This is a genomic window from Klebsiella sp. Q2 (assembly GCF_009900705.1).
GTDB lineage: Bacteria > Pseudomonadota > Gammaproteobacteria > Enterobacterales > Enterobacteriaceae > Klebsiella > Klebsiella quasipneumoniae.
On the sequence record NZ_JAAABE010000001.1, the window covers coordinates 582,360 to 605,839 of the forward strand.

Annotated in this window: 24 protein-coding genes; 12 read left to right on the forward strand and 12 right to left on the reverse strand. The window is 58.3% G+C overall.

From position 1 onward, the window contains the following. Window positions 1-22 precede the first annotated feature (22 nt). Complete coding sequence (locus GT756_RS03040; RefSeq protein WP_072140423.1) at window positions 23-1,051, reverse strand: LysR family transcriptional regulator; 1,029 nt, start codon at window positions 1,049-1,051, stop codon at window positions 23-25. A gap of 16 nt (window positions 1,052-1,067) precedes the next feature. On the opposite strand from GT756_RS03040, the gene GT756_RS03045 reads away from it, so the two are divergent. Beyond that, window positions 1,068-2,282, forward strand: coding sequence for an MFS transporter (locus tag GT756_RS03045; RefSeq protein WP_004204552.1), 1,215 nt, complete (start codon window positions 1,068-1,070; stop codon window positions 2,280-2,282). A 53-nt stretch (window positions 2,283-2,335) separates the two neighbouring features. Here GT756_RS03045 and murJ read toward each other — a convergent pair whose 3' ends face one another. The 4 genes from murJ to rimJ form a co-directional block, all read right to left on the reverse strand. Further along, entirely contained in the window at window positions 2,336-3,871 is a 1,536-nt protein-coding gene (gene murJ, locus GT756_RS03050) for a murein biosynthesis integral membrane protein MurJ (RefSeq protein WP_004204551.1), read from the reverse strand. A gap of 111 nt (window positions 3,872-3,982) precedes the next feature. Further along, window positions 3,983-4,894 (reverse strand): Gfo/Idh/MocA family protein, encoded by a 912-nt coding sequence (locus GT756_RS03055; protein WP_072140422.1) that lies wholly within the window; start codon window positions 4,892-4,894, stop codon window positions 3,983-3,985. 14 nt (window positions 4,895-4,908) lie between these two features. Continuing rightward, window positions 4,909-5,562 carry a YceH family protein gene (locus GT756_RS03060; protein ID WP_004204549.1) on the reverse strand — a complete coding sequence of 218 codons (654 nt, stop codon included), beginning with the start codon at window positions 5,560-5,562 and terminating at the stop codon, window positions 4,909-4,911. 9 nt (window positions 5,563-5,571) lie between these two features. Further along, window positions 5,572-6,156 carry a ribosomal protein S5-alanine N-acetyltransferase gene (rimJ, locus tag GT756_RS03065; protein WP_017900738.1) on the reverse strand — a complete coding sequence of 195 codons (585 nt, stop codon included), beginning with the start codon at window positions 6,154-6,156 and terminating at the stop codon, window positions 5,572-5,574. A gap of 228 nt (window positions 6,157-6,384) precedes the next feature. Here rimJ and mdtH point away from each other — a divergent pair, with 228 nt between their 5' ends. The 7 genes from mdtH to GT756_RS03100 all read left to right on the forward strand — a co-directional run bounded on the left by mdtH (window position 6,385) and on the right by GT756_RS03100 (window position 11,752). After that, entirely contained in the window at window positions 6,385-7,593 is a 1,209-nt protein-coding gene (gene mdtH / locus GT756_RS03070; RefSeq protein WP_160124552.1) for a multidrug efflux MFS transporter MdtH, read from the forward strand. A 113-nt stretch (window positions 7,594-7,706) separates the two neighbouring features. Then, window positions 7,707-8,267 (forward strand): lipoprotein, encoded by a 561-nt coding sequence (locus GT756_RS03075; RefSeq protein ID WP_004204546.1) that lies wholly within the window; start codon window positions 7,707-7,709, stop codon window positions 8,265-8,267. A 125-nt stretch (window positions 8,268-8,392) separates the two neighbouring features. Further along, window positions 8,393-9,439, forward strand: coding sequence for a dihydroorotase (gene pyrC / locus GT756_RS03080; RefSeq protein WP_048294471.1), 1,047 nt, complete (start codon window positions 8,393-8,395; stop codon window positions 9,437-9,439). 72 nt (window positions 9,440-9,511) lie between these two features. Then, window positions 9,512-9,763, forward strand: a complete 252-nt coding sequence (gene dinI, locus GT756_RS03085; protein WP_002898994.1) for a DNA damage-inducible protein I — start codon at window positions 9,512-9,514, stop codon at window positions 9,761-9,763. A gap of 303 nt (window positions 9,764-10,066) precedes the next feature. Further along, window positions 10,067-10,321: a biofilm formation regulator BssS gene (gene bssS, locus GT756_RS03090; protein WP_002898992.1), complete on the forward strand. Its 255-nt coding sequence runs from the start codon at window positions 10,067-10,069 to the stop codon at window positions 10,319-10,321. A 125-nt stretch (window positions 10,322-10,446) separates the two neighbouring features. Further along, the gene (solA, locus tag GT756_RS03095) at window positions 10,447-11,565 is read left to right on the forward strand and encodes an N-methyl-L-tryptophan oxidase (protein ID WP_094334170.1); all 1,119 of its coding nucleotides are present in this window, start codon (window positions 10,447-10,449) and stop codon (window positions 11,563-11,565) included. A gap of 73 nt (window positions 11,566-11,638) precedes the next feature. Beyond that, the gene (locus GT756_RS03100) at window positions 11,639-11,752 is read left to right on the forward strand and encodes a DUF2770 family protein (protein WP_004204539.1); all 114 of its coding nucleotides are present in this window, start codon (window positions 11,639-11,641) and stop codon (window positions 11,750-11,752) included. On the opposite strand, the gene GT756_RS03105 is transcribed toward GT756_RS03100, so the two are convergent. Then, window positions 11,738-12,802 (reverse strand): rhodanese-related sulfurtransferase, encoded by a 1,065-nt coding sequence (locus tag GT756_RS03105; protein WP_004204538.1) that lies wholly within the window; start codon window positions 12,800-12,802, stop codon window positions 11,738-11,740. The two genes, GT756_RS03100 and GT756_RS03105, sit on opposite strands and share 15 nt — an antisense overlap. A gap of 205 nt (window positions 12,803-13,007) precedes the next feature. Between GT756_RS03105 and GT756_RS03110 the strand changes: the two genes are divergently transcribed. From GT756_RS03110 to GT756_RS03120, 3 genes are all read left to right on the forward strand, one after another. Further along, window positions 13,008-13,928 carry a Kdo(2)-lipid IV(A) acyltransferase gene (locus GT756_RS03110; RefSeq protein ID WP_065697213.1) on the forward strand — a complete coding sequence of 307 codons (921 nt, stop codon included), beginning with the start codon at window positions 13,008-13,010 and terminating at the stop codon, window positions 13,926-13,928. A 171-nt stretch (window positions 13,929-14,099) separates the two neighbouring features. Continuing rightward, the gene (mdtG, locus tag GT756_RS03115; protein WP_160124553.1) at window positions 14,100-15,338 is read left to right on the forward strand and encodes a multidrug efflux MFS transporter MdtG; all 1,239 of its coding nucleotides are present in this window, start codon (window positions 14,100-14,102) and stop codon (window positions 15,336-15,338) included. 91 nt (window positions 15,339-15,429) lie between these two features. Beyond that, window positions 15,430-15,816, forward strand: coding sequence for a MysB family protein (locus GT756_RS03120; protein ID WP_002898981.1), 387 nt, complete (start codon window positions 15,430-15,432; stop codon window positions 15,814-15,816). Here the strand turns inward: GT756_RS03120 and GT756_RS03125 are convergent, their stop codons facing one another. The 3 genes from GT756_RS03125 to mdoG form a co-directional block, all read right to left on the reverse strand. Beyond that, complete coding sequence (locus GT756_RS03125; protein WP_004204534.1) at window positions 15,817-16,044, reverse strand: YceK/YidQ family lipoprotein; 228 nt, start codon at window positions 16,042-16,044, stop codon at window positions 15,817-15,819. 66 nt (window positions 16,045-16,110) lie between these two features. Continuing rightward, a complete protein-coding gene (gene mdoH / locus GT756_RS03130; RefSeq protein ID WP_004204533.1) occupies window positions 16,111-18,639 on the reverse strand; it encodes a glucans biosynthesis glucosyltransferase MdoH in 2,529 nt (842 codons plus the stop codon). Then, the gene (gene mdoG, locus GT756_RS03135) at window positions 18,632-20,185 is read right to left on the reverse strand and encodes a glucans biosynthesis protein MdoG (protein ID WP_004140751.1); all 1,554 of its coding nucleotides are present in this window, start codon (window positions 20,183-20,185) and stop codon (window positions 18,632-18,634) included. The genes mdoH and mdoG overlap by 8 nt, the downstream gene beginning before the upstream one ends. A 251-nt stretch (window positions 20,186-20,436) precedes the next feature. Here mdoG and mdoC point away from each other — a divergent pair, with 251 nt between their 5' ends. After that, the gene (gene mdoC, locus GT756_RS03140; protein ID WP_004204532.1) at window positions 20,437-21,597 is read left to right on the forward strand and encodes a glucans biosynthesis protein MdoC; all 1,161 of its coding nucleotides are present in this window, start codon (window positions 20,437-20,439) and stop codon (window positions 21,595-21,597) included. Window positions 21,598-21,631: 34 nt separating this feature from the next. On the opposite strand, the gene GT756_RS03145 is transcribed toward mdoC, so the two are convergent. From GT756_RS03145 to GT756_RS03155, 3 genes are all read right to left on the reverse strand, one after another. Further along, entirely contained in the window at window positions 21,632-22,225 is a 594-nt protein-coding gene (locus GT756_RS03145) for a TetR/AcrR family transcriptional regulator (RefSeq protein ID WP_023317905.1), read from the reverse strand. Between the two features lie 66 nt (window positions 22,226-22,291). After that, entirely contained in the window at window positions 22,292-22,819 is a 528-nt protein-coding gene (gene ymdB / locus GT756_RS03150; protein ID WP_049004595.1) for an O-acetyl-ADP-ribose deacetylase, read from the reverse strand. A 152-nt stretch (window positions 22,820-22,971) separates the two neighbouring features. Then, window positions 22,972-23,454: a DUF1097 domain-containing protein gene (locus tag GT756_RS03155; protein ID WP_106939255.1), complete on the reverse strand. Its 483-nt coding sequence runs from the start codon at window positions 23,452-23,454 to the stop codon at window positions 22,972-22,974. Between the last annotated feature and the right edge of the window lie 26 nt (window positions 23,455-23,480).

Sequence of the window (23,480 nt, forward strand, 5' to 3'; positions counted from 1 at the left end):
ACCGGCCTCCTGGCCGGTTTTTTTATGCGCTTTGCGGAGGCTGCATGCCGGCGAGGTCCGGCATGATCTCCCGCATCAGGTCGAGGAATTTACGCAGCCGCGTCGGATAATAGCGCGCCCAGGGATAGACCAGGTGGACCGGCAGCGAGGCGGGACGCCACTGCGGGAACAGCTCTGTCAACCTTCCGGCAGCAAGATCCTCCGCCACAGCCCAGCTGGACACCATCGCCACCCCCAGCCCCGCCAGCGCAGTGTTACGCGCGACGTAAAGGCTGTCGGTGCTCAGACAGGGGGTGATCGCCGTGGAGACGAGCTGCCCGCTGACCTGATGTCGGAGCCGCACCTCATGCTGATAAAAGGTGTTAATGGCGATCCACGGCAGGCCGGATAACGCCTCCAGCGAGGTTAACGGCGGGTACTTCGCCAGCAGTTCAGGGGAGGCCACCACGCAGCGCGGCACTTCCGCCAGCAGCACGGAGACCGTGGCCGGATCCACCTCCGCCCCCACGCGGATGGCGCAGTCGATATTATCGCTGAGAAAGTCGACAGTATTATCATTCAGCATCCACTCCACCGACAGTTGCGGGTGGCGCTGGAGAAAGGCGACCAGCGGCCCCAGCAGCTGCTGCTGGCCAAAAGCGTGCGGCGCCCTCACCCGCAGCACCCCCACCGGCCGATCGTCGGCAATACGCAGGTCATCTTCCAGCGCCAGCCAGGCATCCACCAGCTGGCGGGCGTGACGGTAGCAGCGTTCGCCATCGTCAGTGAGCTTCATCGCATGGGTGGTACGCAGGATCAGCTTGACTCCCAGCAGCCCTTCAAGGGACTGCAGGCGGCGGCTGACGGTCGCCTGGGTGGTCTCCATCTGCCCCGCCGCGGCGGAGAGCGACCCTGCCTCTATAATACGAATATAGGTGCGCATCAGCTCAATGCGATCTATACGCTCCTGTCTTTTCATTTTTCTTTTGCCTATACGTGCTACGTATAACCGTTTTACCACCAGCCCGGCTACCGCGCCAGCCGCATTCAGGGAAAAATAGCCCCATCGCATTCACGAGGTATTGATCATGACACCGACTTCCCTTTCCACCCGCGACGCAGGCTGGATTATCTTCATTCTCGCGCTCGGCGCCGGCTTTAGCGTCGCCTCTATCTACTACGCGCAGCCGCTGCTGCCGTTGATGGGCGCCAACCTCCACCTGACGGTAGAAGGTATGGGTCTGGTCCCTACTCTGACGCAGGCGGGTTATGCGCTCGGCATTCTGTTCCTGCTCCCGCTCGGCGACCGCCACGATCGCCGCCGGCTGATTTTGGTGAAAAGCGCGCTGCTGGCGCTCCTGCTGCTCCTGTGCAGCCTCACCGGCCAGCTCAGCTCACTGCTGGTGGTCAGTCTGCTGATCGGTATGGCGGCGACCATGGCGCAGGATATCGTCCCTGCGGCGGCGATCCTCGCCCCGGCGGGCAAGCAGGGAAAAATGGTGGGCACGGTGATGACCGGGCTGCTGCTGGGGATCCTGCTTTCCCGGACGGTCAGCGGCGTGGTGGGCGCAGTGTTCGGCTGGCGGGTGATGTATCAGGCGGCGGCGGTCAGCGTGGCGCTGATTGGCCTGGTGATGTGGCGGGTGCTGCCGCGCTTCGCCATTCACTCGACGCTGAGCTATCCGCAGCTGATGGCCTCAATGGCGCATCTGTGGCAGCGCTACCCGGCGCTACGCCGCGCTGCGCTGGCTCAGGGGGCGCTCTCTGTCGCCTTCAGCGCCTTCTGGTCGACGCTGGCGGTGATGCTCTCCGAACACTATCACATGGGCAGTGCGGTAGCGGGCGGCTTTGGTATCGCCGGGGCTGCCGGGGCGCTGGCCGCGCCGCTGGCCGGCGGACTGGCCGATAAATTTGGCGCCGGTAAAGTGACTCAAATGGGGGCGGCGCTGGTCACCGTCTCCTTCGCCCTGATGTTTATACTGCCGCTGCTGCCACTGCATGGCCAGCTGGCGCTGATTGCCCTGTCGGCGATTGGCTTCGACCTTGGCCTGCAGTCAAGCCTGGTGGCGCATCAGAACCTGGTGTATGGCCTCGAGCCGCAGGCCCGCGGCCGCCTTAACGCCCTGCTGTTTACCGTGGTCTTCATCGGGATGTCGCTGGGGTCGGTGCTGGGTAGCAAGCTGTACGTGCTGGCCGGCTGGAACGGGGTGGTTACCCTGGCGGTGGTCAGCGGGGCGATCGCCCTGGCAATCCGCCTGCTGGAGAATGCCCGTATCGTCGCTGCCGAACGCCGCGCATCATAAAAAAACCCGCTTCGCCTGAGGCGAAGCGGGTTCATCCATTCCCGCACAACCGCTTAGGCTGTACGTCGGGCAAACTCTTTCACGCGGAAGCCCAACAGCAGCAGTGTGGCGAAATAGGCCACCACCCCGGCGACAACCACCACCAGCAGGCGCATCAGACGGAACGGCATCGTCCCCAGCGACCACTCCGGCATGATATGCATGACGCCCAGCAGCGCCGCAGCCATAACCAGCACCGCAGCAATCAGACGCAGCAGGAAGGCCAGCCAGCCCGGTTGCGGGGTAAAGATCTTCTGTTTACGCAACTGCCAGTAAAGCAGCGCGGCGTTCAGGCAGGCCGCCAGGCCAATGGACAGCGATAGACCCGCATGCTTCAGCGGGCCGATAAACGCCAGGTTCATCACCTGGGTCATAATCAGGGTGACAATAGCAATCTTGACCGGGGTCTTGATGTCCTGGCGGGAATAGAAGCCCGGCGCCAGCACCTTCACCACGATAAGCCCCATTAGTCCCACGGAATAGGCCACCAGCGCGCGCTGGGTCATTGCCGCATCAAAAGCGCTAAATTTGCCGTACTGGAACAGGGCCACGGTCAGCGGTTTGGCGAGGATCCCCAGCGCCACCGCGCTCGGCAGCGCCAGCAGGAAGCAGAGACGCAGCCCCCAGTCCATCAGCCGGCAATACTCGTCATGATTACCGCTGGCGAAGCTTTTTGACAGCGATGGCAGCAGGATAGTGCCGAGCGCCACTCCCAGGACACCGGACGGAAACTCCATCAGACGGTCGGCGTAGTACATCCAAGACACCGATCCCGACACGAGAAACGAAGCGAAGATAGTATTGATAATAAGGGAGATCTGGCTTACCGACACGCCAAGGATCGCCGGCCCCATCTGCTTCACCACCCGCATCGCGCCGGCATCTTTCAGATTGATGCGCGGCAGGACCAGCATGCCAATTTTCTTCAGGTGCGGCAGCTGGTAGGCCAGCTGTAGCACGCCGCCGACCGTGACCGCCCAGGCCAGGGCCAGCACCGGCGGATGAAAGTACGGTGCGGCAAACAGCGCAAAGCCAATCATGCTGACGTTGAGGAACGTCGGCGCAAAGGCCGGCACCGAGAAGCGGTTCCAGGTATTAAGGATCGCCCCCACCAGCGAGGCGAGGGAGATCAGCAAAATATAGGGGAAGGTAATGCGCAGCAATTGGGTAGTCAGCGCAAATTTATCGGCGGTATCAGCAAACCCGGGGGCGGTGATGGTGATCACCCACGGCGCCGCCAGCATCCCGATAACGGTGACGATCGCCAGGGCCAGGGTCAGCAATCCGGAGACATACGAGACAAACACCCGGGTGGCATCTTCGCCCTGCTTGCTTTTATATTCGGCAAGGATCGGCACAAACGCCTGAGAGAAGGCGCCTTCGGCAAAAATACGCCGCAGCAGATTAGGCAGTTTAAAGGCGACGAAAAAGGCGTCGGTCGCCATCCCGGCGCCAAAAATGCGCGCCACAATCGCATCGCGGGCAAAGCCCAGCACGCGCGAAAACATGGTCATCGAACTGACGGCCGCCAGTGATTTTAAAAGGTTCATTACGCTGTTATTCCAAACCCTGGAGTAAAACGCCCGCAAATGCGGGCGCTGGAAAGTGGCGATAGTCTACCGGGTTCAACATGAATTACTACTGTCAGTTGTTACAACGGATTATTCGCTGATGGCGTCGCGCCAAAGTTTGTCGACCACCCGCTGAGCCAGCAGCGCCTGTTCGCCTGCGGTTTCAGGAACCGTCTGATTTTGCACGCATTCGATAAAATGGCGCGCGCAGCCGACAAAGCCGCGCTGCTCAAGGGTGGTTTGCCAGCTGGCGACCGGGCGCTGGACCACGCCGTGACCGCACTCCTCCTGCCATTCGCGCATCTCGCTGACGGCATATAGCCCGCCATCCGTAACCGCCTGCACCCACTCGCGCTGGCTGCCTGCGCGGCGGTGCATGCTGGTGGTGACCTGCAGCCGGGGCGAACTGAACTGGTGTTCGGCATACAGCATCTCGCCCTGCGGAGTGATCTGTAGCGCGCCACCGCGCAGACGCGCCTGACCGTCGGCCAGCCATAGCGCGGTATCCACCACGTGCAGATAGTCATCAAGCAGGGTAAAGCGCAGATCGTTGCCCACGCTATCGCTGCGGTGCTTATCCATCCGCAGCGAGGCCGCCTCGCCCAGCCGCCCCTTTAGCTCCCGATAGAGCGGTGCGAAGCGACGATTGAAACCGACCATCAGCGTCAGACGACGCCGCGCCGCCAGCTCGACCAGCGTCTCCGCCTCACTCAGCTTGTCCGCCAGCGGTTTATCTACGCAAACATGAACCCCGGCATTCAGCAAATGATTCACCACTTCATAATGTGAAGCCGTCGACGTATGAACAAAGACCGCATCGCACTGCGCCGCCAGGGCATCCAGCGATTCAGCGTATGGCATCCGCCAGGTTTCGCAAACCCGCAGCGCCTTCTCTTTTCCCGGCGACCAGGCCGCCTGCAGCGTCCAGCTTTCCGCCGCCCCCAGAACCGGCAGCCACGCTTTCTGCGCAATACCGCCCAGGCCAACCACCCCGATGCGCAATCTTGTCCCCACGTTTAGTCCCCCAGATGGTGTAACAGCGAATCGAGGCGCGCTTTCAGCTCCGCCACCTCGCCTTCCAGCGCTTCAACCCTGGCACGCAGATCGTCTTCCTCTTCCAGCGGCGAGAGTGCTTCCACTGTCGTGATCAGTGTGTCCATGTCGTCGCAAAACAGATGCATATAGCGGCTTTCCCGTTTCCCCGGCTCCCGGGGCAGACGGGCGACAAAGGGACCATCTTCGCGGGTCGCCAGCCCTTCCAGCACGCTTTCCACTTCCGCCATATCGCTGAACTCATGCATCCGCTGCGCCCGACTGCGTAATTCACCCGGCGTCTGGGCGCCGCGCAGCAGCAGCGTCGTCACCACCGCCACCTCGCCGGCGCTGAGCTTCAGATCGCCAAATTCGGAGTTGCAAAAGCGCTGCTCATACTTAGTGACCCGATTGCCGAAGCCACTGACCGTACGCAGATAATGGCGTTTCACCAGGGTATCCAGCAGAGCCTGGACTTCGCCTTCGCTCAGCGACATCACCGGCTCGCGGTTGGTTTTCTGATTGCAGGCGGTCACTACGGCGTTCACCGACAGCGGATACTGCTCAGGCGTGGTGACCTGCTTTTCCAGCAGACAGCCAATGACGCGCGCTTCGTGCGCGGTTAACTGATATTTCATCCTCTCTCCTTAACGTCCCGCTGACCAGTCCGGCGTCGTTAGCGCCGTCAATACATGGTCACGCCACTGCCCGTCAATCAGCAGGTAATCTTTGGCGTAACCCTCTTTTTCAAACCCCAACCGCGCCAGCAGCGCGCCGCTGCGCTGATTATGCGGCATATAGTTGGCCATAATGCGATGAATATGCTGCGTACGCTGCATATAGCGAATCGCCGACGTCAGCGCTTCAAACATCAGTCCCTGCCCCTGCCACTTCTCGCCAATAGAGTAGCCGAGATAACAGGCATGGAATGACCCGCGCACCACGTTGGAAAAATTCGCCACGCCGACGATCTCCTTTTCCTCCGGATCGAGTAGCGCGAAATAAAAAGCAGACCCCTGCTTATGAAACTCGGCGATCATCGACAGACGCGCCTGCCATCCGGAAGGATAGCAGTGGCTGTCGTCACGAACCGGCTCCCAGGGTTTTAAGAACGCCTTATTCTCGGCGTAATAATCGGCCAGACGCCAGGCGTCACGATCGTGAACCAGGCGCACCACCAGCCGGTCCGTCGTCAAACGCACCTTCGGCACGTTACTGCGATAGCCAAACATTTCCTTTTCAGTCCCCCTGACTTCATTCTTGCTGCCTTCACTATACCTGTCCTGCGCGACGGTGTGAAAACAGCAACATACCATTTTCTGCGCCATCTCCTCTTTTCGATGAATAGCCTCAATCGAACTTGCATTTTGATAAAAAAATATTGTCGCAAGGGCGCTGGGAAAAGCAGCAGATTGCCCGCAGAATATCCACGCTTATCTCTATTTTTCCCTGGAGGGGAAATGTCCCGCGTCTCGCAGGCAAGGAGCCTGGGTAAATATTTCCTGTTAGTCGATAACATGCTGGTCGTGCTGGGCTTTTTTGTCGTCTTCCCGCTGATTTCCATCCGCTTTGTCGATCAGATGGGCTGGGCGGCGCTGATGGTCGGCATCGCGCTCGGCCTGCGCCAGCTCGTGCAGCAGGGATTAGGTATCTTTGGCGGCGCCATCGCCGACCGCTTTGGTGCCAAACCGATGATCGTCACCGGTATGCTGATGCGCGCCGGCGGCTTCGCGGCGATGGCCGTCGCCCATGAGCCGTGGGTGCTGTGGTTCTCATGCATACTTTCCGGGCTCGGCGGCACGCTGTTCGACCCGCCGCGGGCGGCGCTGGTGGTTAAGCTGGTGCGCCCGCATCAGCGCGGCCGCTTTTTCTCCATCCTGATGATGCAGGATAGCGCCGGCGCGGTGATTGGCGCGCTGCTGGGCAGCTGGCTGCTGCAGTATGATTTCCGCCTGGTGTGCAGCGCCGGCGCCGCGCTGTTTATCGCCTGCGCGGCGTTTAACGCCTGGTATCTGCCGGCATGGAAGCTCTCGACGGTAAAAACGCCGATCCGCGAGGGGCTGGGCCGGGTGCTGCGGGACAAGCGCTTCGTCACCTATGTCCTGACGCTGACGGGCTATTACATGCTGGCGGTGCAGGTGATGCTGATGCTGCCGATCATGGTGAATGACATCGCCGGCTCGCCGGCCGCCGTAAAGTGGATGTACGCCATCGAAGCCACCATTTCGCTGACCCTGCTCTATCCCATTGCCCGCTGGAGCGAAAAACGTTTTCGCCTTGAGCACCGGCTGATGGCCGGTCTGCTGGTGATGACCCTGGCCATGCTCCCCATTGGCATGACCAGCAGTATGCAGCAGCTGTTTACCCTGATCTGCCTGTTTTACATCGGTTCCATCATTGCTGAACCTGCCCGGGAGACGCTGGGCGCCTCGCTGGCGGACGCCCGGGCGCGCGGCAGCTATATGGGCTTCAGCCGCCAGGGGCTCGCCTTTGGCGGCGCGCTGGGATATGCGGGCGGCGGCTGGCTGTTTGATGCTGGTAAAGCCGCCGGCCAGCCCGAGCTGCCGTGGCTGATGCTCGGGGCCATCGGGGTTATCACCTTTCTGGCGCTGTGGTGGCAGTTTAGTCCGAAACGCTCTGCCTCCGGCATGCTGGAGCCGCGGACCTGATGCGCGCGGCGGCGGTTTCTCCTGCTTTCAGCCTATTCTGCTGGTATCGAGGATGCTGACAGGTCATGATGCTTTGTGTCAGGATGAATGAAGGTATGAGCCAGAGGAACCCCATGAAAAAGATTTTGATCGCCGCCGCGTTGATTGTCAGCGGCCTGCTGAGCGGCTGTAATCAGCTGACCCAATACACGGTAAGCGAGCAGGAGATTAACCAGGCCCTGCAGAAGCGAAACCATTTTGCCAAAGATATTGGTCTTAAAGGCGTTGCCGACGCCCATATCGAACTGCAGAATCTCACCAGCGCCATCGGGCGCGAGGAGCCGGGCAAAGTCACGCTGACCGGGATCGCTAACGTTGACCTGAACTCCCTGTTCGGCACGCAGAAAGCGACGATCGATCTGAAGCTCAAAGCGCTGCCAACCTTTGACAGAGAGAAAGGCGCCATCTTCCTGCAGGAAATGGAGGTGGTGGATGCCAAAGTGGCGCCCGAGAAGCTGCAGTCGGTCATTCAGGCCCTGCTCCCCTACCTGAATCAGTCGCTGCGCAGTTACTTCAGCCAGCAGCCGGCCTATGTCCTGCGTGAGGACGCCAGCACCGGTGAAGCGCTGGCGAAGAAATACGCCAAAGGCATTGAGGTGAAGCCGGGCGAGATTGTCATCCCCTTTACCAATTAATCTCCAGGGCGCCGCGGCGCCCTCAATTTTTTACGGAAATGAGTGCAAAGGAAAACGTTTACGCTTATCCTTAGTGCCCGGCAAAAAACAGCCCTGATGACTGAACCTATTAGCCGGAGCCTTCCATGACAGCACAATCCCAGGTATTGAAAATCCGCCGCCCAGACGACTGGCATATCCATCTACGTGATGACGATATGCTGAAAACCGTCGTGCCTTATACCAGTGAGTTTTATGGCCGGGCGATCGTGATGCCGAATCTGGTGCCGCCTGTCACCACCGTCGCGGCGGCTATCGCCTATCGCCAGCGCATTATGGACGCCGTCCCGGCCGGGCATGATTTTACCCCGCTGATGACCTGCTATCTGACAGACTCCCTCGACCCGGCGGAGCTGGAGCGCGGCTTTAACGAAGGCGTATTCACCGCCGCCAAGCTCTACCCGGCCAACGCCACCACCAACTCCAGCCACGGCGTCACCAGCACCGACGCCATTATGCCGGTGCTGGAGCGGATGGAAAAACTGGGGATGCCGCTGCTGGTACATGGGGAAGTCACCCACGCCGAGATTGATATATTCGATCGCGAAGCGCGCTTTATTGAAACCGTGATGGAGCCGCTGCGCCAGCGCCTGCCCGGACTGAAGGTGGTCTTTGAGCATATCACCACCAAAGATGCCGCCGAGTATGTGCGTGACGGCAATGAACTGCTGGCGGCCACTATCACCCCGCAGCATCTGATGTTCAACCGTAACCATATGCTGGTCGGCGGTATTCGTCCTCACTTATACTGCCTGCCGGTACTTAAACGCAATATTCATCAGCAGGCTCTGCGGGAGCTGGTCGCCAGCGGCTTCAGCCGCGCCTTCCTCGGCACCGACTCCGCACCGCATGCCCGCCACCGTAAGGAGGCCAGCTGCGGCTGCGCCGGCTGCTTCAACGCCCCGACCGCCCTCGGCAGCTACGCCACGGTGTTTGAAGAAATGAACGCTCTGCAGCACTTTGAGGCTTTCTGCTCGCTGAATGGCCCGCGCTTCTACGGTCTGCCGGTCAATGAGAGCTACGTTGAACTGGTGCGTGAAGAGACGACCGTTGTGGACAGCATTTCCCTGCCTGATGACACCCTGGTGCCTTTCCTGGCAGGTGAAACCGTTCGCTGGACCGTGAAGAAATAAAAACGTAGCCCCCTGTTGTCAACGCCAACCGGATACTGTATAAATAACCAGTATCGAACACAGGGGGCAATTATGCGCATTGAAGTGTCTATCGCCAAAACTACCGCCTTACCCAACGGCGCGCTGGAAGCGCTGAATAACGAACTCTCTCGCCGTATCGCCGAGCAATTCCCGGCCATCGACAGCCAGGTGAGCGTCCGCTACGCCACCGGCAATCAGCTCTCGGTGTTTGGCGCCCTGAAAGAAGACAAAGACCGGATAAGCGAAATCCTGCAGGAAACATGGGAAAGCGCGGACGACTGGTTTGTCCACGATCTCTCCTGAAGCATGGCGGGATCCAGTTACTCTGGTTTGCTCCCTCATTGTGCTTTTTTTTGCCGGGTCGCCCCGGCTTTTTTTAGCCCCTCTTCTGTTCAGAATAGTCCTGATTATTCTGCTCAATATCGACTAAAGTGGCCATTTTACGCGCTTATCTTGAATAAAAAAGCGGCAAAAGAAGAAAATCATGCTGCCTTTCATTTAATTTCTCGAGTTTATTCTTGATCCCTGATATAATTAACTTGCTTCAAAAAATATGCATTAAACCTCGAGAATTGTTGTCTTTTAACATATGAATAAGGGGTTATGATGGAAAAAAATAATGAAGTCATTCAGACCCATCCCCTCGTTGGATGGGACATCAGCACCGTTGATAGCTACGATGCGCTGATGTTGCGCCTGCACTACCAGAACCCCACTCAAGAAAACAGTAATGATGCTGAGATCGGCCAGACGCTATGGCTAACGACGGACGTCGCACGTCAGTTTATTTCAATCCTGGAAGCAGGCATTGCGAAGATTGAATCTGGCGAATACCAGGAAAACGAGTACCGCCGACATTAACGCGGCTTGCGAATGACTTAACATTAAACTTAACAGGCACCTGCGGGTGCCTGAATTATTTTCGGGCTTGTATAAGCACAGGGAGTTAATTACCCTGCTAACAAGGCAATTACCCGGAACTCACCATGCAATACGATCTTATCATTATTGGCAGCGGCTCCGTCGGCGCCGCCGCTGGCTATTATGCGCGCCGTGCCGGACTCAATGTTCTGATGACCGACGCCCATCAACCTCCCCACCAGGAAGGCAGCCATCACGGCAGCAGCCGTCTTATCCGTCACGCCTATGGCGAAGGTGAGAAATATGTTCCGCTGGTGTTGCGTGCCCAGCAGCTATGGGATGAACTGGCAGAGATCAGTGGCGAAGCCGTGTTTGAACGCACCGGCGTCATTAACCTCGGCCCCGCCAGCTCCGCTTTTCTCGCCAACGTCGCCGCCAGCGCCCGTGCGTTCAAGCTTGAGGTGGAAGAGCTGGATGCCCAGGCCGTGATGCAGCGCTGGCCAGAGATACGCCTCCCCGAGGACTATCGGGCGATTTTCGAACCCGCTTCCGGCGTACTGCGCAGCGAGCTGGCCGTCGAAACCTGGATCCGTCTGGCGCGGGAAGCAGGCTGCGCGCAGCTATTCAACTGTCCGGTCTCGGCTATTCATCACCATGCTGACGGGATCACCATCGATACCCTCGACGGTGAATATCATGGTAAAAAGCTGCTGGTCAGCGCCGGGACCTGGGTCACCCGCCTGCTCCCGGACCTCCCCATCCAGCCGGTACGTAAGGTGTTTGCTTGGTACCAGGCCGATGGCCGTTACAGCAGCAAGAATCACTTTCCGGCCTTCACCGGCGAGTTGCCCAACGGCGATCAATACTACGGTTTCCCGGCAGAAGATAACGAGCTGAAGATTGGCAAGCATAACGGCGGTCAACCGATCTCCATGCCGCAGGAGCGAGTGGCATTTGGCGCTGTCGCCAGCGATGGCTCCGAATCGTTTCCTTTTTTGCGCAACGTCCTGCCAGGGATCGGCGGCTGCCTGCACGGCGCCTCCTGTACTTATGACAATACCGTCGATGAAGATTTTATTATCGATACGTTACCCGGCAGACCAGACACGTTGCTAATCACCGGTCTGAGCGGGCATGGCTTTAAGTTTGCCCCGGTGTTGGGGGAAATTGCCGGTCAGTTTGCTCAGGGCGAAGCATCGAGCTTCAACCTGGCGCCCTTCTCGCTGGCGCGCTTTAACGCGTAATGGAATGCGGCACTTTTGCCGTCGGGCAAAAAAAAACGGCCTCTGTCGAGGCCGTTAGTCATTGAGAGCGATTATGCGTCGCCTGTTTAATTTGCTGGTCAATAACGTCCGCGAGCACTTTATGATCTACCTGGCGCTTTGGCTGCTGCTGGCGATCATCGATCTCGTCTGGTTATGGTTTTTCTGATGGCTCAGGATCGAGGATCCCGAGTTTGGTGTTCAGCCGACCACGCGATTTATTAAAGATTTTATTGCCGTTTTCACGCCCGGCGCGCAGCTTACGCTGCTCCTCTTCCGGTAGCTTATGCTCTTCCATGCAGGCTTCGCTACAGCAGCCGGCAAACTTCTCGGCGCAGCTCGGGCACTGGATAAACAGCAGATGGCAACCATCGTTCAGGCAGTTGGTATGGGTGTCGCACGGCACGCCGCACTGATGACAGTGCGCGATAACGTCATTGGAGATCCGCTCGCCCATCCGTTCATCAAAGACAAAGTTTTTGCCAATGAAACGCACAGGCAGCCCCTGCTCACGGGCGCGGCGGGCGTACTCGATGATGCCACCCTCGATGTGCCAGACCTTATTGAAGCCGTTATGCTTCATCCAGGCGCTGGCTTTTTCACAGCGAATACCGCCGGTGCAATACATGACAATTTTCTTGTCTTTATGGTCCTGCATCATTTCCACGGCTTTCGGCAATTGGTCGCGGAAGGTATCCGCCGGGATCTCCAGCGCGTTTTCGAAATGGCCCACCTCATATTCATAGTGGTTGCGCATATCGATAAACACGGCATCTGGATCGTCAAGCATCGCGTTGACCTCAGCCGCCTTGAGATAGTCTCCGACGTTGGAGGCGTCGAAGGAGGGATCGTCGATGCCGTCGGCAACGATGCGGTCACGCACTTTCAGGCGTAGTACCCAGAACGATTTACCGTCGTCCTCGAGAGCGATATTGAAACGCAGCCCCGCCAGCGCCGGATCGAAGCCATAGAGAAACTCACGCAGGGCTTCAACGTTGCTTTGCGGCACGCTGATTTGCGCGTTGATCCCTTCCCGGGCCAGATAGATGCGGCCAAAGACTTTCAGCTGGGTTAAGGCAACCCACAGCGCATCGCGGGTCGCCTGCGGATCGACAATGGTGAAATATTTATAGAACGAGATCGTCGTGCGCGGCTCGGTTTCAGCCAGCATTTGCGCCTTTAACGTCTCATTTGAAATGCGGTTGTGTAACACTGGCATGGTGTACCTGCTCGACATAGAAATGAGGAAATAAACGGCGGGCATGATATAGCAAAGCTTATTAATTTACATCCCTACATTTTACGCTACATTTTTCTCACCCGGTCGCCCCCCACTTAACAAAACAATGTGGCTGTCGCCGCCTTTGGCTGGCCGGTAAAAAAATGCGATAATATAAGATGTTGCTTACTGATACGGGTATGAAATGACTCATTTGCCTAAATTTTCTCCGGCGCTGCTGCATCCGCGCTATTGGCTGCTGTGGCTGGGTATCGGCCTGCTGTGGCTGGTTGTCCAACTGCCCTACCCGCTGATCTACCGCATCGGGAACGCCATCGGCCGCCTGGCCATGCGCTTTATGAAGCGCCGGGCGAAGATCGCCTATCGCAACCTTGAGCTCTGCTTCCCCGAGAAAAGCGAGCAGGAACGTCACCGGATGGTGGTGATGAACTTCGAATCGGTTGGCATGGGGCTGATGGAGACCGGTATGGCCTGGTTCTGGCCAGTTCGCCGAATCGCCCGCTGGACCGACACCATCGGCTTTGAGCATATTCGCGATGTGCAGGCGCAGCAGCGCGGCATTCTGCTGATCGGCATTCATTTCCTGACACTGGAAATGGGCGCGCGAATGTTCGGCATGAACGAGCCGGGGATTGGCGTCTATCGTCCCAACGATAACCCGGTCATCGACTGGCTGCAGACCTGGGGCCGGCTGCGCTCCAACAAGGACATGATCGACCGCAAGGATGTGAAAGGTATGATCCGCGCGCTGAAAAAAGGTGAGGTGGTGTGGTACGCGCCGGATCATGATTACGGCCCGACCGCCAGCGTCTTTGCCCCACTGTTTGCCGTTGACCAGGCGGCGACCACCTCCGGCACCTGGATGCTGGCGAAAATGTCCAAAGCCTGCATCGTGCCCTTTGTTCCACGCCGTAAACCGGACGGTAAAGGTTATGAACTGATTATCCTGCCGCCAGAGTGCTCCCCGCCGCTGGACGACGCGGAAACCACCGCCGCGTGGATGAACAAGATCGTAGAGCAGTGCATTATGATGGCCCCGGAACAATATATGTGGCTCCATCGCCGCTTTAAAACCCGTCCCGAGGGGACGCCCTCCCGCTACTGATCCCCTTTCCCGGCCGCGCGCCTCCCGGCCGGGAATCCCCACCGCTCAGGCTTTACGCTCTGCTTTAGCTTTAAAAGCTCTCCTCCATTGCGGCATTTATTTCCCAGGCGCATAATTAGCAGGCTCATATTTTCTCTTAATTTGACCTGCTGCGCAGGCCAGTGGAACCCTATGTCGTCTGCTGATACCCCCATCAACTGGAAACGAAACCTGACCGTCACCTGGCTTGGCTGCTTTTTAACCGGCGCCGCCTTCAGCCTGGTCATGCCCTTTCTGCCGCTTTATGTCGAACAACTCGGCGTCACCGGCCATAGCGCCCTGAACATGTGGTCCGGGCTGGTCTTTAGCATTACCTTTCTCTTCTCCGCCATCGCCTCGCCGTTCTGGGGCGGACTTGCTGACCGCAAGGGACGTAAAATCATGCTGCTGCGTTCAGCCCTCGGGATGGCCATCGTCATGATGTTGATGGGGATGGCGCAGAATATCTGGCAGTTTCTGCTGCTGCGCGCGCTGCTCGGCCTGCTGGGCGGCTTTATTCCCAACGCCAACGCCCTGATCGCCACCCAGATCCCACGCCATAAAAGCGGCTGGGCGCTGGGCACGCTGTCAACCGGCGCGGTAAGCGGCGCCCTGCTCGGCCCGCTGGCGGGTGGTTTCCTGGCAGACCACTGGGGCCTGCGTACCGTCTTCTTTATGACCGCCGCGGTGCTGTTTATCTGCTTTCTGTTTACCCTGTTTTTAATCCGTGAAAATTTTGTCCCAATTGCTAAAAAAGAGATGCTCAGCGCGAAGGCGGTATTCTCCTCTCTGCAGAATCCGAAACTGGTGCTCAGTCTGTTTGTCACCTCGCTGATCATCCAGGTCGCCACCGGCTCCATTGCGCCGATCCTGACGCTTTACGTGCGCGATCTGGCGGGTAATGTCAGCAATATCGCCTTTATCAGCGGGATGATCGCCTCAGTGCCGGGCATTGCCGCCCTGATGAGCGCCCCCCGTCTGGGCAAACTGGGGGATCGTATCGGACCGGAAAAAATCCTCATCGTGGCGCTGATTATCTCGGTGCTGTTGCTGATCCCGATGGCGTTCGTCCAGACCCCGCTGCAGTTAGGTATCTTGCGGTTCCTGCTCGGCGCCGCGGACGGCGCGCTGCTGCCGGCAGTGCAAACCCTGCTGGTGTATAACTCCACCAGCCAGATCTCCGGGTGGATCTTCAGCTATAACCAGTCATTTCGTGATATTGGCAACGTCACCGGCCCCCTGATCGGCGCCTCGGTTTCCGCCAACTACGGCTTTCGCGCCGTCTTCCTTGTCACCGCAGGAGTGGTATTGTTTAACGCGATCTATTCGACCCTTAGCCTGCGCCGACCAGCCGCGGACGCCTCGCAGCCCGACCGCCATTCAGTAAATTAACGTCCAGAGGGGCTCAGCCCCTTGACGCCTTGCCAAGCGCCTTCTATAGATTGAATCGTGTTCAATTCATATTCTTCTCAGGAGATTCGCTATGCCAAAGGATTCGATGTTCTATGCCACGCTCGAAGAAGCTATTGATGCAGCACGTGAAGAATTTCTCGCCAACAACCCTGACAGCGATGAAGAGAGCGCTAACGTTGAGCAGCTCAATATTCAAAAGTATGTGCTGCAGGATGGCGATATCGCCTGGCAGGCCGAATTTTTTGCTGACGAAGAGGAACAAGGCGAATGCTTACCGATGCTTAGCGGCGAAGCCGCGCAGAGCGTCTTCGATGGGGATTATGATGAGATAGAGCTCCGTCAAGAGTGGCTGGAGGAAAATACGCTTCATGAGTGGGATGAAGGTGAATTCCAGCTCGAACCCTCTCTGGACACCGAAGAGGGACAGACGGCGGCCGACGAGTGGGACGAGCGTTAATCAGTTATAGGGCCCATGGCTGGCGTCCAGCGGCAGCAGAAGCGTATCGAATACCAGCGAGAACGGCAGGTCCAGAATGGTGAGATAGCGCCATCCTGAATCGCGAACGTCCCACTGCACGCCCGGGTAATATTGATTGCCATGCCCCTGCCCGGGCACCGTCCGGCTGATAATGCTGCCGCAGCCGCTGAGCAGCAGCGCCATGGCAATGATCGGTAGTATTCGCATCCACAACCTCGTCTTTCAGATAAAAAAATACCGGCATCGCTGCCGGTATTTTCATTAACGTACGGCTTATTTTGTTTTCAGCGCCAGCGGGTTAAGCGCCAGCTGCTGATAGGCGTTCACCCACGAGGAGTATTTCTCCGGCGCGGCCCATACGCGATAGTGCAGACGCGACATGGTTACCGGGTCGCTCAACAGCACCAGTCGACGATCGCGGTTCAGCTTATCCGGCGTTTCATTCAGCGCCTGCTCGACATGACGCTCGCGGGCGATCTCCAGGATATGACCCTGACGGTGCCGCGCGGTGGCCATCGCGGTGGCAAGGGCGTTAAACGACGGGTTAAACACCGCGTGCATAAAGCCATCGTCCAGCGAACGCTGACGGTTCAGCGTCAGGTACGCATCGGTATCCTTGAGCACCTGCGGCGGCGAATACTCTTCCGGAATCAGGAACAGCTTCCAGCGCTTGGTGCGCAGGCCCACGGTCGCCCGGCTGGAGATAGCCGACACGAACGGCGACAGAATCAGCGATACGACAATCGGCGCCAGCCAGAACAGGAAGCGCAGATCCAGCCATGCCATTCCGACCGCCCATACCAGCCCCAGCAGCAGCTGCGAGCCGTGGCGCATAAAGGCTTCCCCCCACGGCGTGGAGTCATCATCACGCTGCGGCGAATTCCATACCACCTCCCAGCCGAGGAAGGCGCTGACCACGAAGACGGTGTGGAACAGCATACGGACCGGCGCCAGCAGGACCGAGAACAGGACCTCCAGCAGCAGTGAAAGCGTGACGCGGATAAATCCGCCGTACTCTTTCGGCCCTTTACACCACACCAGAATAATACTCAGCAGCTTCGGCAGGAACAGCAGCACCATGGTCGAGGCGAACAGCGCGATGGCCAGCTCAGGCCGCCACTGCGGCCACACCGGGAACAGCTGACGCGGCTGCAGGAAGTACTGCGGTTCGGTCAGGGCATGCACCACCTGCAACGCCGTCGACAGGGCAAGGAACATAAACCACAGCGGCGCCGACAGGTAGGACATCACGCCGGTAAGGAACACCGCCCGGTGAACCGGGTGCATCCCTCTGACTAGGAACAGGCGGAAGTTCATCAGGTTGCCCTGACACCAGCGACGGTCGCGTTTCAGCTCGTCCAGCAGGTTCGGCGGCAGCTCCTCATAGGAGCCCGGCAGATCGTAGGCAATCCACACCCCCCAGCCGGCACGGCGCATCAGCGCGGCTTCGACGAAGTCGTGCGACAGGATCGACCCGGCAAAGTTACCCTCGCCCGGCAGCGGCGCCAGCGCGCAGTGCTCAATGAACGGCTTCACGCGGATAATGGCGTTGTGGCCCCAGTAGTGGGACTCCCCCAACTGCCAGAAGTGCAGACCCGCCGTAAACAGCGGACCGTACACCCGGGTGGCAAACTGCTGGCAACGCGCATACAGCGTGTCCATGCCCGAGGCGCGCGGGGAAGACTGAATGATCCCGGCATTCGGGTTCGCTTCCATCAGGCGCACCAGGCTGCTCAGACACTCACCGGTCATCACCGAGTCAGCGTCCAGCACCACCATATAGCTATACTGGCTGCCCCAGCGGCGGCAGAAGTCATCGATGTTGCCGCTCTTACGCTTCACTCGACGACGACGGCGGCGGTAGAAGATCTGCCCTTCGCCCTGCACTTCGGCAATCAGCTCCATCCACGCCTTTTGCTCAGCCACACAGATATCGGGGTTATAGCTATCGCTGAGGATATAGACGTCGAAATGAGCGGCGTTACCGGTCGCTTTCACCGACTCCCAGGTCGCCCGCAGGCCGGCGAAAACGCGGTCAACGTCTTCGTTACAGATCGGCATTATCAGCGCCGTACGGTGCGCCGGGTTCAACGGTTCGTCACCGACCGTCGAGGCGGAAATACTGTACTTATCGCGGCCGATCAATAGCTGCAGGAAGCCCATTAACGCGGTCCAGAAGCCGGCGGAAACCCAGCAGAACAGCACCGCGAAGAGGATCAGAATGCCGCTCTGCAACACGTACGGCAGCAGCTGCATGAACGAGATCCACAGGTTCTGCCCCACCATGTCGGCCGGGTTGATCAGCGCCCAGCCCTGATAAGGCAGAATGGTTTTCATATACCAGGTGGCCACTACGGTCTGCGACAGCGTCAGCAGCAGCAGGATATAGCGACGAATGGTGCCGACGGTACGCCATTTTTGCTCGCTCTCGCGCTCTTCTTGCGTCAGGCGGGAGAGATAGCGCGGCGTGACATCGCGTCCGCGCAGACGGTCCCAGAAGCGGCCAACCGGGTTGGTACGCCACGGGTCCGGGATCATCGAGGAGCGCTTGGCTTTCGGCATCGCATGCAGCTGGGTGCGGCCTTCATCATCCTTCACCAGCTGATCGCCAGACAGCGAATCCGGCCAGCTGTGCGCCAGCCGCGCCTTTACCGACCCCAGCGGGGAGTCGTCTTCGCGGGCGAAGGTCTGATGTTCGTCATCCAGGGCCTGATGAACGGCCTGCAGGCTGGTGTCCGGCAGCGCCGATTTCTCGGCGTCCGACAGCGGCAATGCGTCAATGTACTTCGTTATCTTATTCATTGGCAGGCAGCTGATAGCTCCAGGTTTCGCTCAACGTGTCATCACCGTTAACCAGTGCGGCGCGCATTTCCGTCGTTTTCTTCGGATCTTTCACCTTCAAACGCAGGATCATACGCCAGCCTTTGGTCACCGGATTGTAACGCACGGTATTTTCAACGATTTCAGCGTTATCGCCGGTGCTCGCCTGGGCGGCGACCGGGGTATCCGCTGGCAGTTTTTTCATATCGGCGCCGGTAAAGTCGACAATGAAAGCAATGGTGCCGTCCGGCTGGCGGATCAGGTTCGACTGCTTCACGTCGCCGGTAGAGCGCCGGGTCTGCATAACGTACGCGTTATCGGGCGCATGCAGCTTGTCTTCATCGCGGCTGAAGGTGATGGTGTACTTGAAGTTCATCTCCTTGCCCGGCTCCGGCAGCTGATCCGGCGTCCAGTAAGTCACGATGTTATCGTTGGTTTCATCGTTGGTCGGGATTTCGACCAGTTCGATTTTCCCTTTGCCCCACTCCCCTTTCGGGGTGATCCAGGCGCTCGGGCGCAGGTCATAACGATCGTCAAGGTCCTCGAAGCGCGAGAACTGACGGCCGCGCTGCAGCAGGCCGAACCCTTGAGGGTTTTCCATCGCATAGCTGCTAACGGCCAGGTGTTTCGGGTTGTTCAGCGGACGCCAGATCCACTCGCCGTTGCCCGCCAGGATCGACAGACCATTGGAGTCGTGCAGCGCCGGACGATAGTTGAGCGCCGGAGAAGGCTGGTTGGAACCGAACAGGAACATGCTGGTCAGCGGCGCCACGCCCAGTTTGCCCACTTTGTCACGCAGGTAAACTTTGGACTGGACATCCACCACGGTGTCGCGTCCCGGCATGATCACAAAGCGATAGGCGCCGGTTGCCCGCGGCGAATCCAGCAGCGCATAGATAGTCAGACGCTTGTCGGTGGCTTTTGGTCGCTCGATCCAGAACTCACGAAAACGCGGGAACTCTTCGCCGGAAGGCAGCGCGGTATCGATAGCCAGACCGCGCGCGGACAGACCGTATACCTGACCCTGACCCAGCACGCGGAAGTAGCTGGCACCGAGCATGCTGACGATTTCATCGTTCTTATCTTTGCTGTTGATCGGATACAGTACTTTGAAGCCGGCGAAACCAAGGTCTTTCACCGTGTCTTTATCGTGCTGAACGTTACCAAAGTTAAAATAGTCCGGGCTATATTTAATTTTGCGCACGCTGGTGGCCGTCACTTCATTGATGGTGACCGGCGTGTCGAAGTACATACCCTGATGGTAAAATTCAAGCTTGAATGGGGTTTTCTGGTTATTCCAGTAAGCTTTATCGTGATTAAACTGAATTTGCTGGTAGTCCGCGTATTTCATATCGCGGAAAGCGGAGGGCAGGTTACTCTTTGGCGCTTCATAGCCTTTCCCGGCTAACGTTTTGGCCTCTTTTGCAACGTCATCAATGCTAAATGCCCATGCAGATGAAGTACACAGGGACAACATTACGGCTGCGCTTAACCAACGCATTTTCATCATCTGTGGTTTATGTTTCATATAAGTAAGCACTTCCCCCTTTGTGTGCTTAAATCGATCCGATCTATTTTAATGGAAACTCAGGCAATCCGACAACATAATCCCTGCTTTGTTCAGCGTAGCGGCGCAGGGAATAAACAGTTCGCAGTCCCGTTTGCACTTTGCGTGCTTATCCTGGAGACAGGTACCCCGAGTTCATGTAGGGTTGCTGATAATGTAAGCGTTATCATCTTGAGTGATAAGACGAATTATCTGAGATTGTCGTGAATCGTATGAATAATACTCCGGTACAGCGTGAATATTTTTTCGACAGCATCCGCGCCTGGCTGATGCTGCTGGGGATCCCTTTTCACATTTCGCTGATTTATTCCAGCCACAGCTGGCATGTCAACAGCGCTGAGCCCTCGTGGTGGCTGACGCTGTTTAATGATTTCATTCATGCCTTCCGCATGCAGGTCTTCTTCGTCATCTCCGGCTATTTTTCCTATATGCTATTCCTGCGCTACCCGCTGAAAAAGTGGTGGAAAGTGCGCGTCGAACGGGTCGGCATTCCGATGCTGACCGCCATCCCGCTGCTGACGCTGCCTCAGTTTATTATGCTGCAGTACGTCAACGGCAAGGCGGAAAACTGGCACACCCTTTCCGGGTACGACAAATTCAACACCCTGGCGTGGGAGCTCATTTCCCACCTGTGGTTTTTGCTGGTCCTGGTGGTGCTGACTTCGCTGGGCGTGGTGCTGTTCAAATGGCTGACGCGCCGCCCGGCAGGAGGTGCTCACGCTTTCGGTGACACTGTCACTATGGGCCAGCTGACGATGATTTTCCTTGCGCTAGGGGTGCTTTACGCGCTGATTCGTCGGTCATTGTTCGTGATCTATCCGCCCCTGCTAAGCAATGGTCTGTTTAACTTTGTGGTCATGCAGACGCTGTTCTATCTGCCCTTCTTTGTGCTGGGGGCGCAGACCTTTATTAATCCGCGCTTAAAGGCGATGTTCACCACTCCGTCGCCATGGTGCTGCGCGGCAGCGCTGCTGGGATTTATCGCCTATCGGCTGAACCAGCAGTACGGCTCCGGCGACGGCTGGATGTATGAAACGGAATCGGTGATCACCATGGTGCTGGGGCTGTGGATGGTCAATGTCGTCTTTTCGCTCGGCCATCGCCTGCTGAACTTCCAGTCGGCGCGGGTGACCTATTTCGTCAATGCTTCGCTGTTTATTTACCTGGTGCACCATCCGCTGACGCTGTTGTACGGGGCGTGGATCACCCCGGCCATCAAGTCAAATACCTTAGGCTTTATTGGCGGGTTGGTTTTTGTGGTGGGTATTGCCCTGATCCTGTACGAAATTCACCTGCGTATTCCGCTGCTGCGTTTCCTGTTCTCCGGTAAACCGATGAACAAACCGGCCAAAACCCCGGCCTCGGCCAGTTAACCTTTAGCTTTTGCGGCACGCCTGGCGTGCCGCGCTACGCTTGCTCCTCAAACAGCCGGTCGAAGATCATGTTATACAGGGCTTCTAAATCCGCTTTATCGACCGGGGTGGAGGCGCTCAGCTCACAGCGGTAGGCTGCCCCCTCCGTCAGAACGGCGATGAGCTCTGAAGCGGCATTGCGTCGCGCATCGCTGAGCCCGGGATGATAACGCTGCGACAAACGCCCGCCCTCCTCTTTCAACCGCCGGTCGGCCTGCACCAGGATCTCGCGCAAGCGTGGGTTGCGCGAGGCTTCGGCGTTAATTTCCATCAACAGATAATTGTCGCTTTTGGTGGCTGCCGAAGTCGGGATCCTGCCCGCCAGCACCGCCGCTTTTCGCGCCAGATTGTGGTTTTCATCGATCATCTCGCCGACTCTGGCGTTGACGATTTCGCTGACAATCGCTTCGATGATCGCTTCCTTGCTGGCAAAAATGCGATACAGCTGACCGACGCTCAGACCCGCCTCGCGGGCGATATCCGCGACAGAGGCGCCATGCAATCCCTTCGCCGCGAAACATCTTTGGGCAGCGGCAACGATCTCCGCGCGGCGCGCCTGCTGCTTCTGCTGTACTTTTCCTTCTGACACCCTGCTCCCTCCTGCAATCCATCATTCCTGTCAATATCGGCGGTTATCATAGCCTATTCTGCTGAATCAGGGGCATGCCGCCAGCAGGCGACGATAGATAGCTGCCGTTTCCCCGTCGAAACAGACGAACAGGACCCGTTCAAGCGGGTTATAGCGGGTGAGAAACGCGGTCACGGTGCGCACGGCGATCGCCGCCGCTTCCTCTTTCGGATAGCCATACACGCCGGTGCTGATCGCCGGAAACGCAATGGAGCGATAGTTGTTTGCCGCCGCCAGCTGCAGGCTGTTTTTGTAGGCATCGGCCAGGGTTTGCGCCTCCATGCGGTCGCCGCCGTGCCAGACCGGACCCACGGTATGGATCACCGCGCTGGCGGGAAGATCGCCCGCCATCGTGATCACCGCATGCCCAGGGGGACATTCGCCCTGCTGCTGCAACACCTGCTTGCAGGCCGCCAGCAGCGCGGGACCGGCCGCCCGGTGGATCGCGCCATCCACCCCGCCGCCGCCCAACAGCGAGGGGTTTGCCGCATTCACAATCACATCGACATCAAGCGTCGTAATATCGCCGAGAATTACTTCAGGTTGAACAGCCATTTCTCCTCCTGTCGGCATAGCGCGTGGGTACGGCTTTCTGCCGATACTAGGGCATACCCGCCCCCGGGAGCAAGATTATCCCGCAGCGCCGGCGACAAGATGGTAAAAAAAACAGGACCCTGAGGGTCCTGTTGATATCATCGTCCCGCCGTTCAGGCGTTGTCGTTGACGAACGATTTTTGCTTTTCCGCACGGGCCGCCAGCCACAGGCCACTATTCTTCATGGCATAGCCAAAGACCAAGCCCAGCGCCAGGGAAGGGATCACCAGACGCCAGTCGCCATCTGCCGCGAAGGTCGCGCAGGCGCCGATAAAGGTGCCGGGGACAAACGACAGCAGCGTCTGTCGCGCCTGGATGCACATCAGAAAGGCCACGACGCCGGTCATCATATAGCTGAGGATCTGCAGCTGTGGGGCCAGCGCGCTACCGTGGATAATCACCAACGCCCAGGCAACGCCGCTCATTACCGTGCAGGAGGAGATGGCCAGGCCTTTCAGACCGCCCTGCGGGCAGGCGAAATAGGCCGTACAGCCGAGGAAACCGGCCCAGCTCAGCAGGCCGAGGGCGACGGCCACCCATCCCCAAATCCCGGAGAGAATGCCCGTCGTTAATGCGATTGCGAAGAGTATGTTCATGGCGCGTATCCTAGCAGATACGCACC